Raw genomic sequence first — 13,025 nt, forward strand, 5'->3', positions numbered from 1 at the left:
TCCCCTTAAAGATAAAAGTAAGCTGCAATGCTGTTAAGATACCAGGAGATCATGTTCTCCCCGAAAAAGTGAGACAGGAGGGCACCTGCGACCAAAAATGGCCCGAAAGGAAACGGCTTGCCCCGCTGAATTTTCCCCATGAACATGCCAGCAAGGCCGATAATTGTTCCAAGAAAGGTTGCCAGCATAAAGCAAAGCAGAACGAGCTTCCACCCCAGCACAACGCCAAGCACGGCAAGAAACTTCATGTCGCCAGCCCCCATGCCGCCCCTGCTGATCAGGATGATGAGAAATGGAATGAAAAAACCGACTGAGAAGCCCAGCAGTGAGTCCCACCAAGGATTCAGAGGAAGCAAAATGACTTCCGCAATAAACAGTGCAAGAAAAAAGGCCAGCACCTTATCGGGAATAATCATATATTTCAAATCAGATAAAAACACAATGCTGCAAAGAGAAATCAGTGACCAGGAGACGATCAAATCCTCTGACCACCCTGCCAGCAATGGAGCGGTGACAAACAGCACCGCTGTTGCAAGCTCCATTGCAGGATACAATGGCGATATGCCTGCACGGCAGCTCCTGCATTTTCCCCTTTGAAACAAAAACGAAAAAACGGGAATCAGCTCAGTAGCAGTGAGGGTATGTCCACACGAAGGACATGCCGAACGGGGTGCGACGATGGAAATGGACTGCGGTACGCGCAGGGCGACCACATTATAAAAAGAGCCCAGAACAAGGCCCAGGATGAAGATGTATGAATAGATTAGGAGCATGATAGTACCTCGATTTTATAAAGCAAGGATAGATAACTATACAGAAAGGTTATCTATCCCTGGTTTTATTTTTGCTAATTTCGATTGATTATTTTAAATCAGCTATTGCTTTTACTTCACTTCTCTCAAGCTTGGCGTTATCAGCTAAGAAGTTAGTTATTTGAATACCCCGATTATCATTAACTAATCTAACTCCTGCAACTTTACTACCCTGGATTTTTACATAGCTCTCATCAGCTTCAGTAACGCTCTCTGCTTTACCTCGCTTATAATTTCCTTTATCAGGGTCTTTCACCTTATCCAAATACTGTTTTTCTTCTAAGTAAGCAAGCGACAGATATTGCACTGTAGAAGACTGCAAACTTGTATCAGAGCTGATAGCCATCTTAGCAGCACTCACCATTTGCTGTGCATTCGCCACATGGGCATCTTTTTTCGAGTTGTCGATCAGGCCGCCGATGCTTGGGATAGCGATTGCAGCAATGATTCCGAGAATGACAACTACTGCGAGAAGTTCAATCAGTGTTAATCCTTTTTCATTTTTAAATAATCGTTTCATCATACTTTCTTCCTCCTAAATATTAGTAAAATTATCCTATTTCTATTATACATGACAAATTACTTATTTAAAATCATTTTTTTGTAAATTTATGTTTGAATTTGGTTGAATATATCAAACATTGGAACCATGATGGAAGTCACGATTGTTCCGACAATTGCTGCGAGCAGGACAATCATGAGCGGCTCTATTAATGATTTCAGCCGGTCTGTGCTGCTTTCTACTTCCGCTTCATAAAAATCAGCTATTTTTGACAGCATACTGTCCAGTGCACCCGTTTCTTCTCCAATAGCAATCATTGATGTGACAAGGGGAGGAAATGCCCAATGTTTTTTCATAGGTTCTGTTAGTGAAAGACCATTTTCAAGAGATCGTCTGGATTCCAGAAGAACCCTGCTGATGACTTCGTTTTCCACTACTTTTTCCACAATGGCCAGTGCCTGCAGGATTGGTACAGAGCTTGAGAATAATGAACTGAGCGTTCTTGTCAGCCTGGCAATCATCGCTTTTTGGATCATGCTGCCAAAAATCGGCATGCGCAGCAGGGCATAATCGAGATAATACTTTGTTGCCGGGTTTTTATACAGTGTGTGAAGCAGTATGTAAAACATTAAAATCATCAGAGCAATCAGCCACCAGAAATTCTGCATAAAGTTGCTGGCGTTCAGTACAAACACCGTTATGGCGGGCAGTTCACCGCCAAAATCTTCAAACATGGTTACAAAGGTAGGAACAATAGCGATTAATAAAAATGCGACCACTGCTGCTGCAATGATGCCGACTGCTGCGGGATAGGCAAGAGCAGACTGAATCTTCTGTTTCGTACGATGCTGTTTTTCATAATGTTCTGCCAGTCTGTTCAGTGTTTCATCCATATTTCCGCCCGCTTCACCTGCTCTGACCATATTGATAAACATGCTTGTGAACATCTTCGGGTGTTTTGCTGCAGCAGCTGATAAGGGGCTGCCCGATCTGAGATCCTCCTCCATCTGCTCCAGTGCCTTTTGCAGCGCTTTGCTTTCCGTCTGCTTTGCAAGAATAGATGTGCAGTCTACAACAGTTACGCCCGCTTCAAGCAGTGTGGAGAACTGGCGGAGAAAAATGACAAGATCCTGAAGTTTCACAGGATTTCCAAACGTGATGTCCTTAGTGAGAAGGGTGTCAGGCACCTCTGCAATGCCAATGATCCGTATTCCTTCACCATTTAGTTTCAGAATCGCTTCCCGCTTGGAAGAAGCCTGTATTTTCCCTTTTTGCTGCCCTAATTGATTTCTTCCTTCATACTGAAATCGCGGCATTAGTCCATCATCCCCTGTGACATATATGGCATTGCTGCAGATCTTGAGATATGGCCTGATTCCACCAGTTCCCCAAGAGCACTTTGAAAGGTTTGCATGCCTTGTGCGCGGTTCGTTTGAATCACGCTTTGAAGCTGATGCGTTTTTTCGTTTCGGATCAGATTAGCTGAAGCGGCATTGTTAATTAAAATTTCAAAAGCGCCTTTTCTCCCTTTGCCGTCTGCGCGCGGAAACAGGCGCTGAGAAATGACTGCTGCCAATACGGAAGCAATTTGATGGCGAATCTGGGGCTGCTGGCCTGCAGGAAACACATCGATCATTCTGTCAATTGTTGCTGGTGCAGAAGAGGTGTGCAGCGTTCCCAGAACAAGATGCCCGGTTTCAGCTGCGGTGATAGCTGTATGTATGGTTTCAAGATCTCTCAGCTCCCCCACTAGTATGACATCAGGGTCCTGCCTGAGCGCAGCCTTTAAACCTGTGGCAAAACTGGTCGTGTCAAAGCCCACTTCACGCTGATCAATAATACTGAGCTGATGGCGGTGAAGATACTCAATTGGATCTTCAAGCGTAATCACGTGCTTTTTTACGGTTGCATTTAAATGGTGTATCATTGCTGCCAGCGTTGTGGACTTCCCGCTTCCTGTCGGCCCTGTTACGAGAATAAGTCCGTGAGGCTTCTCCATGATGGAGGAAAGTATCTCTGGAAGCTGAAGCTCTTCAAGTGTCGGAATGTTTCTTGGAACAACACGCACAGCTAGCGAAATGCATGATCTTTGCCGAAAAGCATTTACCCTGAATCTTGATACGCCCGGGATGCCGTAGGAAAAGTCCAGCTCGCCCTTTTCCTCAAAAAGAGCCCATTTTGTCTGGGAAATGACAGCTCTTGACATGCCTTCCGTATCCCTTGGCAAAAGAACGGCTTCACCGTATTTCACAAGGTCACCGTTAATTCTCATAATGGGCTGGACGCCTACTGACAAATGAATGTCAGAAGCGCCTTTTTGAAAAGCAGCTGTTAGTATTTCATCGATTCTTTCTTTCATAGCAGATCACCTATTCCAGTACCGCAACCCGTAATACTTCTTCTGTTGTGGTAAGCCCCTGTTTTACTTTAATCAGTCCGTCATCAATCAGGAAAATCGTTTTATTTGCAACCGCCAGATCTTTTAACTCTGTATATGACTGCTTGTTCATAATGACCTTTTTCATTTCTTCATTCATGACCAGCAGCTCATGAATAGCAATTCTGCCTTTGTAACCTGTCATATTGCAGGTGCCGCAGCCTTCTCCCCTGGAGATACTGCTGACAGACATTCCCCGCTTAGAAAAGATTTCTTTTTCTCTTTCTGTAGGTGCTTCTTCTCTTAAACAGTCTCTGCACACCTTTCGCACAAGACGCTGAGAAACAACGCCGGAAAGAGAGCTTGCAACAAGAAACGGCTCAACTCCCATATCAATCAATCTGGTAATGGTACCGAGCGAATCATTGGTATGAAGAGTGCTCATAACAAGATGTCCGGTCAACGAGGCCCTGACTGCCACTTCAGCCGTTTCCCTGTCCCGAATTTCCCCGACCATAATGATATTGGGATCCTGGCGGAGAATCGACCTCAGCCCTTTCGCAAAGGTCATGCCAACGTTTGGATTGACTGCAATCTGATTAATTCCTTCGAGCTGATATTCTACTGGATCTTCAATTGTGATAATGTTCACTTCTTCATTGTTCAGCTGATTTAAAGCCGCATACAAAGTGGAAGATTTACCAGACCCTGTTGGGCCGGTGATTAATACAATGCCTGTTGGCTGGCTGATCAGATGTGTAAATCTCTCCAGATTCAGCTGGTTAAATCCAAGCTTTTCGATATCATTGAGCGCACTGCCCAGATCCAGCACACGCATGACGATTTTTTCACCGTACACAGTGGGAAGCGTTGATACCCGCAAATCTGTATGATGAAAGTTCAAAGAAATTTTCATTCTGCCGTCCTGAGGGATGCGATGTTCCGTGATGTCCAGATTCGCCATGATTTTAATTCTGGCTGTTAACACATTCTGCATATGCTTTGGCAATGCTCTTTCCGTTTTCAGCACTCCGTCCACACGGTAACGGACACTCACCTTTGTTTCCTGAGGATCAATGTGAATATCGCTCGCCCGCTGCTGAACAGCATTTGTCAGCAGCTGATTCACAAGCCTGACAACAGGAGAGTCTTCACCTGTGATTTTTTCCTCTTCAGCATCCCCAAAGTCAGGAAGCTGTTCCATCAAATCCGACATGCTGTCATCCATTTCATAATATTTTGAAATGGCTTTAACAATATCGTCCTTTGATGCAATAGCTGTTTCAATCACAAACCCTGTTGACAGGCGCAGATCGTCTATTGTGTAAAAATCCATTGGATCTGCCATCGCAACATAAAGCGTATCTCCTTCTTTTTTAAGAGGAATAATCATATTGCGCTTCGCAAATTCAATGGAAATCATATTGACCAGATTTTTGTCAAAAGGATATCGAAACAAACTAACATGCGGAATACCAAGCTGAAACTCAAGTACTTCAATTAGCTGCTGTTCTGTTATAAAACCGAGATCAAGGAGCACGTCGCCAAGCTTTTGACCCGGTGCTTTTGTGGTTAGCGCTTCCTGCAGCTGCTCCTCACGTATCAGTCCTGCCTCTACCAGTAAATCTCCGAGCCGTTTTCTCACCTGCTTCATGACTGCTCCTCCAGTGCTTCTCTTTCCTCTATCTCCCCTTCCTGCTCTTCTGAGAGGGGTTCTTCTGTTACTTCGCTTTCAGGGAGAGCCTCTATAGGTTGAATGTCATCAACTTCCACTTCAATCTCATCTTCGGAAAGCTCTGTTTCTTCCTCTATCTCTGGTTCTATCAGCACTTCCGGTTCTGGCTCTGGCGGAGAAATCAGTGCTTGATAGAGAATGTGATGCTTTGGAGGATAAAAGTCTTCTAGATTTCCCAGGAGTTTTTCTGCTCCATTCCGGTAAATCAGCAGTCGTTTCAAAGACATCATAGTTCCTGCCTGACCTTCTCTCAGCCTTTCTGCTCCTTCAGAAAGTGAAGCATCATAGCGGATGATCGTTCGCGGCTGAAATGTTTTTTGTCCCACCATGACCACTTTCGCCTCAGAAAGGAACGGCTTTCCTGTTATCGTTGCGTACAGCTCGCTTCCCTTCAGTTCAAAACTCGCCGTGTACGGTGACAGAGTTGAATTGTAAATTTTTAAATCCATTTTTCCCGGTATAATTGCCGCCTCAAATCCAGGTTCTATGTATTCAGGAATCTCAACGCTGATATGGCGTTCCAGAATCTCAAACGGTGTGTACAAAACGCTTCTGTAGAGTGCGGAAGAAAAATGGTTTAACGTTTCCTTTGAATAGCCTGCTCCTCCGTTCGTTAAGTCAAGAAGAGAGACTTCCTGCTGAGGCTCCAGTACCAGTCCGTTCAAATGGGCAAGAAGCTGGATCATTTCCTCTTCGTCAGGCACTTTTGCTGTTACCGTTTCTGCAACAGCTGTTTCGAGTCCGTTACTCACAAAGTCCTCCAGGGAGAACACTATCCTGGGAGACAGCATTTCAGCATGTTGAGTAATCTTGCTTTTCAGCATATCTCTGTCAATCAGTTCCTCACCTGAACCCAGTAGAGATTTCAGCAGGGAGTCCAGTTTTCCGTTGTTCAGGACTGCAGCTACTTTGCTGCTGCCGCCATCCTCTGCTGCTTCAATGCTTTCAGGGATGCGGAAAACAACAGTTCCCTGCTCCAGCTCTGCTTCCGTTTCTCCGTCCGTGAGAATAATATTTCTTTCAGATTCCCATTTTTCAACTGCAGAAGCGACTTCCCGATGAGCTTCACTTCTTGTTAAACCAGATATATCTGCAGAGCCGACCAGCGTTTCTGCAGAAAATTGAAGCGGTTTAAACATCTGGCTGTATGCGTAAGCTCCCACCTGTGAAAAAGCAATCAGATAGCCTGTTGAAAGGATGAGTACAACTAAAAGTTTGGCTGCTGCTCCAGAGCTTTTCATTGTCCACTTCTCCCTTACACTTCCGTATTCATGGAAAGCTCAACAAACGTGCCTGGCCCGTCATTCAAGGCCTTTTGAATATCATCATAAGAAAGGACTGCTCCCTGCTGTATGAGCAGGCTGCCGTCTTTGGAATGAATATCTCTTAACAGCTTGTTTCCAAACAGCAGATCAACCTGCTTTTGCTCAACAGAGACAGATTCATCTTCACCCGAACCCTCTTTTACCAAGTCTTCCAGGTTTTCAGCAATCTTCGCTTCAGCATCTTCCTGCACAATTAAAATATCCTTGCCAAATGTCAGGATATGAGCGGCCTTTAAATAGACATCTCTTTCTGCAAGCTTAAGCTGAATGCCGATTATTTGACCGCTTTCATCATCTATAAAATATTCCGTTGCAGCTCCAAGCAGCTGTCCTTTTTTTGTAATCACTTTTGTATCTGTAATCCGAATTCGTTTGTTAACCAGCTGATTTGCAATAGGAATTTCATTTAAATCTATAATTGCATGATCGGAATCTATCGTAACGGCAAACTCCCCGATGCCGACAACCTTTCTGAACGGTACAGCTTTGATGCTGACCTGCCACTCCTCGTGTTCAACTGTCAGAAAATCCACTGTCCCTTTGTCAGGATTAATGACAAGGCTTTTCACACTGCCCGCCTCAGATCCTTCAGAAATATTAATGATCGGCAAACCTATAATCTCAGTACTTTTTTTCATCTCTCTCACCTTGTTCGTTTTTATTTTTTAGTATCTTGTAAATATGCTGCAGAATTATTGCTTACTCATAGTCATGTCCAGCTGGCTGACAAGCACCGGAAATGCAGCAAGTTCACTGGATAATCTTGTGAACATTTCAGCAGCCGGCACTTCCTGTTTTGTTGCAGTATAGTGCTCAAGAAGCCTGCTTCCGAAAAGAAACATTTCTTTATGAGAAGAAGCTGCGCTCAGCGCGGTTTTCAACACTTCTTCATACTCTGAGGCATGTAGTGTTTTCTTCCAGAGGAGAAGCTGTTCAGAAAGAAGATCATACAGTGCAGGTGATAAACTCTGCCTCTTTCTCTCTTCTATGTTACTGATGTTCTTCTTGCTTTTTATATCGTCGTCATCACGTTCTTTTTCCACTAAGAAAGAAGAAACTTTTTCCGGGAGTGCAGTTTCTTCAGAAAGACTTTTCAGCCCGTTTTCCACCACTGGTTCTATCGTATCCGGGGGGTCTTTTTGGATTGGTTTTAAGTTTTCCCCGGCAGGAACCTGACCAAGCAGGACTTCCTTTTCTTCCTCACTTATCCCGAAAGAATATGGGGAGAGTTCCAGTTTCTCTTTCACAGTAACCTCTTCAGTCTCATGTCTGATGTCCAGAAAATCCAGCAGTCCGGAGTCAGGCTCTTCTTCGGCTGAGATTTGATGGGAAGTTTCTTCCTTATCATAAAGATCAGCTGATTTCTCCGTGAGAGTATCATCCCGCAGCGGAAAGCTGTTCTGTTTTTCATCATCAGGCTGCTCTTCAGATTTTCTAATTTCAAGGAAATTCAACAGCTCATCTTCCGTCAGTTCATCCTCTCTGCTGCTGACTGCCCCTGCTGCTTCCATCCGGCTTGCAGCATGGTCACTCTGTTCTCCGGAGAGATCTTCCCCATCTGGCACAGCAGCGTCAACAGCGGGCTCCTCCACATCATTTCTAATATCCAGAAAGTCCATCAAGCCATGATCACCCATTTCCTCAAGCAGCCCGCCGGCTTCCTCAACCCTTTCTGCTTTCTCTTCCCCGGAATCTGCCGGCTCCTCGGTGAGAGCATCTAGAGCTTTTTCAACAATACGTTCAGCAGGGTTCAAATCTTCATTACTGTACAGTACTTCTTCAAACAGCTCTTCATATTCTTCTACTTGGCTGGCGGGAAAAGCGGAGGCTGCAGCAGTCTCCAGGGCTGCTGTTCTGAAGGAATGCTGTGCAGCTTCTCTATCAATGTCATCCAGGGACACTTCCTGCATCTTCTTCACGAATTTTCCAGCGTTTTTGAAAAGCAGCATACTCATTGCTCCTGTTAAACCTGTCAGTGACAATAAAGCCTGCCAGCTTTCCATTGTTTTATTGGCAAACGTAAAAATAAGCGCCAAGACCCCTGAGAGGAAAAGAATGAGTGCCTTTCCTTTCCGGCTTATTCCCATAGGAATCAAATAGATAATTGGAATCAGCATGCCTGCTCCAAGCAGAATTAATACGACATTTATCATACATAAGACCCTCTCACAATAGGATATGACGCAAAATTGGTGCTATATATCTTTAAAAATAGTAAAAATTGACTGAAAAACGGATGTATTTTCCTATTTTATTGTATAATAGATTTGAAGAATTGGAAAGAAGTGATTTTTATGGAAAAGGTTATCTTTTCAAAAAGGGAGCAGGGTTTCACCTTGCTGGAAGTACTGATATCAGTGACCATACTGGGCATTATTTCGTTAGCAATGCTCTCATTTTTCTCCCAATCGTACAGCTATACTAAGAAAAGTGAAGAGTCGACTCTTGGCATTTACACAGCGAAAAATATGCTGAATTACCTAGAAAGGCAGGACTTTACACTCATCAGTGAGTTGTATGCTGCCGAAAAAGATGCTGATTTCTCACTGACTCTGCATGCCGGCCTGCACTGTGAAGCGAAAGCTAAAACAGGCGAGCGGATATTTTCCGAGCAGTGCAGCACAATGTTTCAGCCGCTGCTCAACAATAGATCTTACAGCATTACTGCAAAAATTCTGCAGCCAGTACAGAAGCAGCATCTACTCCCAGTTATGGTAACGAGTGAATGGAACGGGCAGTCTGTCACGTTGGAGGGATACATCGTTCATGAAAAAATCCGGTAACATTTTTAATCAGCAGGGCTTGACTGTAATTGAGCTGCTGGCTGCCATTACGATCTCCACGATTGCCCTCGCTTCTATTTACGGTGTTTTTCAAATGGGGGTACAAGCATACAGCAAAACGGCCGCCGAGCAGGAATTGCGTGATGAGGGAGATTATATTCTCTCCTTGATTCTCAGTGATTTGTATGCAGCGAAAATTGATACTGTGGAGAACTGTACTAAAACTGAAAGTGAGTTTTGTTTTAAAATTGTAAATGACCACGAGCTGAGCATCAGTTCATTAAATTCTTCTCTTGTTGAAAAAAAGGGCAAAGAAAAACCTAGCACCATTACCTATCTGGTCAGTCAATCTTCTATTAAACGGCAGGAGCAATCAGAGAAAGAAACGACAGAAAGAATTATTAGCAGCAGCAATGTTCAGATTTCATCCTTAAACAGCAGTCTTTCCTGTACAGACAGCAGGCTCTCTGGTTCCGGGAGCAGCAAAAAACAATGTTCCAGCGGCGTGATCACTCTTCGCCTCTTATTTCAGAAAGGCAGAGCGGAACACATAGAATTTGAAAGCAAATTTGGGTTTTAGGAAAGGTGGAAGTAGGTTGAAGAATGAAAGAGGCAGCAGCTTGCTGACCGTGCTTCTGATCACGATCATTTTTACAGTGCTTGGCCTGGCAATTTTGTCAGCAGCCATTGGCGGAGCGCAAAGGACTGAAGCAAGAAAGGATGAGGTTGAGCTAGCAGCACAAGCAGCAGCCGTGATGAACGAATCAATCGCCCATCTCTCCCAGGAACTTGCGGTGAATCAACTGTTCTACTTAACAGATGAAAAGCTGATAAACATAGACAGCTATCTGTCTCCTTTGCTGCAGGAGCTGCGAGGCAGGGGAATGAATATAAAGGACATTTCATCCTCACACTATCACATTCAGCCTTCTCAAACCTTCACAAGGGTGTATGAATTTTCCTATACCGCAAAAAGAAAACAAGGAGAAGGAGGAGAGCGGTCCAAAACGATGAAAAGAACCGTGTTCCTCTCGCCAACTCCAAGTTTTCTTCGCTATGCTGTGGGATCCGGTCCACAGGGAACGCTCCTTCTTCAAGGTGCTTCCGAGATTAACGGCAATGTTTTTTCCCATACACTGCTGTCAAATAACACAGCAATGTATAAGGATGGTGCTTCCACACAGCTCAATCAAATAAGCTCATCTGATACACTCTATCCAAGAATATTTGGCGAAGTTTTGCTCAAAGACAATCTGAATGGCTTAAAAAACTTCCAAGATGCTTCCCTGCTGAATTTTTTTGATGAGGATTCCAAGGTGATCATCAGCAGGGATGTAAATGATTATATGGAAGTGAATTTTGGAAAAACGCTGCTTCAGCTGCTTACCAAAATCTCTGGAGGCTCAGTGATCCTGAAAGAAAGCGATTTTCAGGATCACAATCTGCCCTTTGTCATTGAAAAACTGATAGAACCATGCAAAGCAGCATTATCTCAGCATATGCTGAACAAATCTTCGCCTCTTAACAGCTGCACCCGTTTTACAATGATAGAACCTGGTTTAAATTACCGTGACATTGAAAATATTTCAAATCAAAGCGCAAAGTCCGTTTTGTATGCGAATTTGGAAGTTTCACCTGCAGGAACATTAAGTGTCAAAAATCATCAGGCCGGGGATTATCCGCCTCTGTATATTAAGGGCAACTTAAAGCTGCATCCCCAGGCATGGCTGATTGTTCATGGAGATTTGGAAATTCAGCCTCAAAGCGGACGGCCCATCGAGATCGATGGAAACATTCTCGTGACCGGAAATTTAAGGATCAAAGGAGATACTGTGGATGACCGCAGCCAGCCTGAAAAAACGGAAGATGATGAAGTTCAATTTGATTCCACTGTTTATGTGCTTGGCCAAAGCGAAATATCCAACACCAATATCAAAGGAATAGATTCTTCTCAGCTTGTACTGATGTCGAGAAAAGATTTAATGATTACTAGAATTAACGAGTTTAAAGACATAGGCGCTGACACCATTACTCCTTTAAAAGCTTTCTTCTATACAGAAGGAAAAGCTGAATTATATGGAGTTGGCTCCTTGTTTCAGATTGACGGAGGCATTTTTGCAAGAGACATGTTGACCATAAACAGTATCCGGCAGAATAAAGTTGCGAGATCTAACAGACTTGGAAGCAATATTGTGCCGCGTAATGCTCAGCAAGGGCAGCAGTCTCGTTTTTCTGTGACTCATGATTTGTCAGTGTTATTAAATCAGCTAGATGCTCTCCCAAGGGTAGACAGATATCAAATCTTGCTGGAAGATCCCATCATTGAATAAGTGAATTTTATTATAAAATATAGATAGAATATCAATGTAGGTAGATCTCCACTCCGGGTGGATGCTTTCCGCGGGCGGGGCCGAGCTGCTTTTCCCGCAGGAGCCAACCATTAAAAACTCATTCAGCATCATGTATGGAGGCTTACCTAGAAGAGGCAGAACATCTACAGTAAACTTACACAATGAAACAATATGCAAGTCGCAAAAGATGATTAAACGTGTGTTTACTGATGTAAAGGAAAAGTATGGCATGCGTTTGATACTCTGCGAGGGATCAAAAAATTGGGTAATGTGTTTGCTTTGACTCCCAATAGATGTTGAGTCAAAGTACTAAGAATATATCTGCTGATTGGAGCGGAGGGTGCTTGACTCGTGGGGGATTAGCGGGATGGGCGAGACCCCGCAGAAGCGTCAGCGACGAGGAGGCTCGCCGCCCGCCCCCCGGAAAGCAAGCACCCGGAGCGGAAATCGGCTTTTCCCCCACCACTCCTGAAAAAAATTGGTATGGATGGAGTAAACCATTGTCATTATCACTACAAAGATTATTTAGTTCGCAAGCTAGAATCACTATTGATTTTTCAATTTTTCAATGAAGTGACGATTTGAACATGTATTTGCTAATGCGAAGGATTGAAATTTGTATGCAAACAATGCTTCCTGCCATGAATGTAAAGAAATTGGCAAAGTGCTTGCTGTGACTCCCAATAGATGTTAAGTCAAAGGACTAAGAATATATCTGCTGATTGGAGCGGAGGGTGCTTGACTCCTGGGGGATTAGCGGGATGGGCGAGACCCCGCAGGAGCGTCAGCGACGAGGAGGCTCGCCGCCCGCCCCCCGGAAAGCAAGCACCCGGAGCGGAAATCGGCTTTTCCCCCACCACTCCTGAACAAAAATTGGTATGGATGGAGTAAACCATTGTCATTATCACTACAAAGATTATTTAGTTCGCAAGCTAGAATCACTATTGATTTTTCAATTTTTCAATGAAGTGACGATTTGAACATGTATTTGCTAATGCGAAGGATTGAAATTTGTATGCAAACAATGCTTCCTGCCATGAATGTAAAGAAATTGGCAAAGTGCTTGCTGTGACTCCCAATAGATGTTAAGTCAAAGGACTAAGAATATATCTGCTGATTGGAGCGGAGGGTGCTTGACTC

The 13,025-nt window shown here is 44.0% G+C and carries 11 protein-coding genes; 3 read left to right on the plus strand and 8 right to left on the minus strand.

The features are described 5' to 3' along the window. Positions 1-5: 5 nt before the first annotated feature. From GJU40_RS04560 to GJU40_RS04595, 8 genes are all read right to left on the minus strand, one after another. On the minus strand, positions 6-773 hold the full coding sequence (locus tag GJU40_RS04560) for a prepilin peptidase (protein WP_154306554.1): 768 nt from the start codon (positions 771-773) through the stop codon (positions 6-8). Positions 774-861: 88 nt separating this feature from the next. Continuing rightward, complete coding sequence (locus GJU40_RS04565; protein WP_154306555.1) at positions 862-1,335, minus strand: type II secretion system protein; 474 nt, start codon at positions 1,333-1,335, stop codon at positions 862-864. Positions 1,336-1,421: 86 nt separating this feature from the next. Continuing rightward, positions 1,422-2,630, minus strand: a complete 1,209-nt coding sequence (locus tag GJU40_RS04570) for a type II secretion system F family protein (protein WP_154306556.1) — start codon at positions 2,628-2,630, stop codon at positions 1,422-1,424. After that, complete coding sequence (locus GJU40_RS04575) at positions 2,630-3,673, minus strand: type IV pilus twitching motility protein PilT (protein WP_154306557.1); 1,044 nt, start codon at positions 3,671-3,673, stop codon at positions 2,630-2,632. Before GJU40_RS04575 ends, GJU40_RS04570 begins: the two co-directional genes overlap by 1 nt. A 10-nt stretch (positions 3,674-3,683) precedes the next feature. After that, entirely contained in the window at positions 3,684-5,345 is a 1,662-nt protein-coding gene (locus GJU40_RS04580; RefSeq protein WP_154306558.1) for a GspE/PulE family protein, read from the minus strand. After that, positions 5,342-6,667, minus strand: coding sequence for a VanW family protein (locus GJU40_RS04585; RefSeq protein ID WP_154306559.1), 1,326 nt, complete (start codon positions 6,665-6,667; stop codon positions 5,342-5,344). Before GJU40_RS04585 ends, GJU40_RS04580 begins: the two co-directional genes overlap by 4 nt. 14 nt (positions 6,668-6,681) lie before the next feature. Further along, a complete protein-coding gene (locus GJU40_RS04590) occupies positions 6,682-7,389 on the minus strand; it encodes a PRC-barrel domain-containing protein (protein WP_154306560.1) in 708 nt (235 codons plus the stop codon). 54 nt (positions 7,390-7,443) lie between these two features. After that, on the minus strand, positions 7,444-8,904 hold the full coding sequence (locus tag GJU40_RS04595; protein WP_154306561.1) for a DUF308 domain-containing protein: 1,461 nt from the start codon (positions 8,902-8,904) through the stop codon (positions 7,444-7,446). A gap of 141 nt (positions 8,905-9,045) precedes the next feature. On the opposite strand from GJU40_RS04595, the gene GJU40_RS04600 reads away from it, so the two are divergent. From GJU40_RS04600 to GJU40_RS04610, 3 genes are read left to right on the plus strand one after another with little or no spacing between them, the layout of a single operon-like run. Then, positions 9,046-9,534 carry a type IV pilus modification PilV family protein gene (locus GJU40_RS04600; RefSeq protein WP_154306562.1) on the plus strand — a complete coding sequence of 163 codons (489 nt, stop codon included), beginning with the start codon at positions 9,046-9,048 and terminating at the stop codon, positions 9,532-9,534. Continuing rightward, on the plus strand, positions 9,518-10,114 hold the full coding sequence (locus tag GJU40_RS04605; protein ID WP_154306563.1) for a PilW family protein: 597 nt from the start codon (positions 9,518-9,520) through the stop codon (positions 10,112-10,114). Before GJU40_RS04600 ends, GJU40_RS04605 begins: the two co-directional genes overlap by 17 nt. A 16-nt stretch (positions 10,115-10,130) precedes the next feature. Further along, positions 10,131-11,864 carry a hypothetical protein gene (locus GJU40_RS04610; protein ID WP_154306564.1) on the plus strand — a complete coding sequence of 578 codons (1,734 nt, stop codon included), beginning with the start codon at positions 10,131-10,133 and terminating at the stop codon, positions 11,862-11,864. Positions 11,865-13,025 lie beyond the last annotated feature (1,161 nt).

This window comes from Metabacillus lacus, from assembly GCF_009674805.1.
In the GTDB taxonomy this organism is placed as follows: Bacteria; Bacillota; Bacilli; order Bacillales; family Bacillaceae; genus Metabacillus_C; species Metabacillus_C lacus.

Bases quoted from the DNA above. Each gene is read 5' to 3' on its own strand.
- GJU40_RS04560 (WP_154306554.1), bottom strand. From the start codon at position 773: ATGCTCCTAATCTATTCATACATCTTCATCCTGGGCCTTGTTCTGGGC.
- GJU40_RS04580 (WP_154306558.1), bottom strand. From the start codon at position 5,345: ATGAAGCAGGTGAGAAAACGGCTCGGAGATTTACTGGTAGAGGCAGGA.
- GJU40_RS04600 (WP_154306562.1), top strand. From the start codon at position 9,046: ATGGAAAAGGTTATCTTTTCAAAAAGGGAGCAGGGTTTCACCTTGCTG.
- GJU40_RS04595 (WP_154306561.1), bottom strand. From the start codon at position 8,904: ATGATAAATGTCGTATTAATTCTGCTTGGAGCAGGCATGCTGATTCCA.
- GJU40_RS04570 (WP_154306556.1), bottom strand. From the start codon at position 2,630: ATGCCGCGATTTCAGTATGAAGGAAGAAATCAATTAGGGCAGCAAAAA.
- GJU40_RS04575 (WP_154306557.1), bottom strand. From the start codon at position 3,673: ATGAAAGAAAGAATCGATGAAATACTAACAGCTGCTTTTCAAAAAGGC.
- GJU40_RS04565 (WP_154306555.1), bottom strand. From the start codon at position 1,335: ATGATGAAACGATTATTTAAAAATGAAAAAGGATTAACACTGATTGAA.
- GJU40_RS04590 (WP_154306560.1), bottom strand. From the start codon at position 7,389: ATGAAAAAAAGTACTGAGATTATAGGTTTGCCGATCATTAATATTTCT.
- GJU40_RS04605 (WP_154306563.1), top strand. From the start codon at position 9,518: ATGAAAAAATCCGGTAACATTTTTAATCAGCAGGGCTTGACTGTAATT.
- GJU40_RS04585 (WP_154306559.1), bottom strand. From the start codon at position 6,667: ATGAAAAGCTCTGGAGCAGCAGCCAAACTTTTAGTTGTACTCATCCTT.